This window comes from Protofrankia sp. Cr1, assembly GCF_963555865.1.
Taxonomy (GTDB): Bacteria; Actinomycetota; Actinomycetes; order Frankiales; family Frankiaceae; genus Protofrankia.
In genome coordinates this window covers 1,151-2,319 of the sequence record NZ_CAUVXO010000063.1, presented here as the reverse complement: position 1 = coordinate 2,319, position 1,169 = coordinate 1,151, and the positions used below count along the sequence as shown (strand labels likewise).

At 70.0% G+C, this 1,169-nt stretch carries 1 protein-coding gene and 1 tRNA gene; one reads left to right on the top strand and one right to left on the bottom strand.

Features of this window, described 5'->3' with window-relative positions; genetic code table 11:
* Window positions 1-965 (bottom strand): DUF3662 and FHA domain-containing protein (locus tag U9980_RS08200; protein ID WP_322767385.1); only part of this gene is annotated, 965 nt, incomplete at its 3' end.
* 113 nt (window positions 966-1,078) lie between these two features.
* Here U9980_RS08200 and U9980_RS08195 point away from each other — a divergent pair.
* A tRNA-Leu gene (locus tag U9980_RS08195) sits at window positions 1,079-1,161 on the top strand.
* Window positions 1,162-1,169: the final 8 nt, after the last annotated feature.

The window sequence follows — 1,169 nt, the reverse complement described above, 5'->3', positions numbered from 1 at the left end:
CCGCCGTGCCGCGGGTCACCCCGGTACGGGTCCGCCGGCGGAGGCGGATAGCCGGCCGGGGTACCGCCGTGCCGCGGGTCACCCCGGTACGGGTCCGCCGGCCGGTCGTACGGATCGGCCGCCGCGGTGGCCGGCGGGACGGCTGCGGGGGGGTACGGGCCTGGTGCTCCCGCTGGGCTGGCTGGAACACGCCGAGTGGCCCGGTTCGCGTCAACGTCTCGCGGGTCCTCCCGGCGGAAGGCGAGGATTGTTGCGCCCAGTTCGATCTGGTCGCCGTCGACGAGCCGCACCTGGCTGGCCGCGCGGCCGTTGACGATACTGCCGTTGGTCGAGCCGTGGTCGATGTAGACGAACTGGCCATCCGGCATCCGTCGGACCTCACCGTGCCGGCGGGAAACCCCCGTATCATTGAGACGTATGTCACATTCGACGCTGCGGCCGATGACGGTGGTCTCGCTGTCCAACGGATATTCGCGCTCCTCCCCGGCGGCCCGGCTCTCCGGCCCGGGCTTGATGGAGATCAATAGGCGCGGCGCCCCCGGAGCGTTCGATCGTGGGCGTGCGGGGCCGCGTCGAGCGGCCACAGCGCCGGGGTCGGCTGCGGCAACGCTGCTGCGAATACGGAACACCCCGACATCGAGGTCTTCGGCCTCGGCGAGCCGCACGTTGACGGGGCCGACGAACGTGTAGCGTTGCTCGGCGGCATGCTCGCGGACCATCTCGGCCAGCTCGTCGCAGAGCGCCTGAGTATAAGGGGCGAGTCGGGTGAAATCCCCCACGGCGAGCTCGACTGCGAACTCGTTGGGGACGAGCACGCGGTTGGAACTGACCGCACGCCGGTCGTCTGTCTCCCGGGCCAGCGCACTGGCGATTTCGACCGGTTCGACGCCGCCCTTGAAGACCTTGGCGAATGCACCCTCGACGAGGCCCCCCAGGCGGCGTTCGAAGCGCTGTAGCACGCCCATCTCGACCTCCCCTCCTCCAGGCCTTCTCCCGACCCTGAGATCGTATGCTTCCAGCCTCATGCCGCCCACGGCTCGGGCCGCGTGGATCGCGTGATAGCGTGATAGTCGCACTCGGGCGAGTGGCGGAATGGCAGACGCGCACGGTTCAGGTCCGTGTGTCTTAACGGACGTGGGGGTTCAACTCCCCCCTCGCCCACGCGCTGG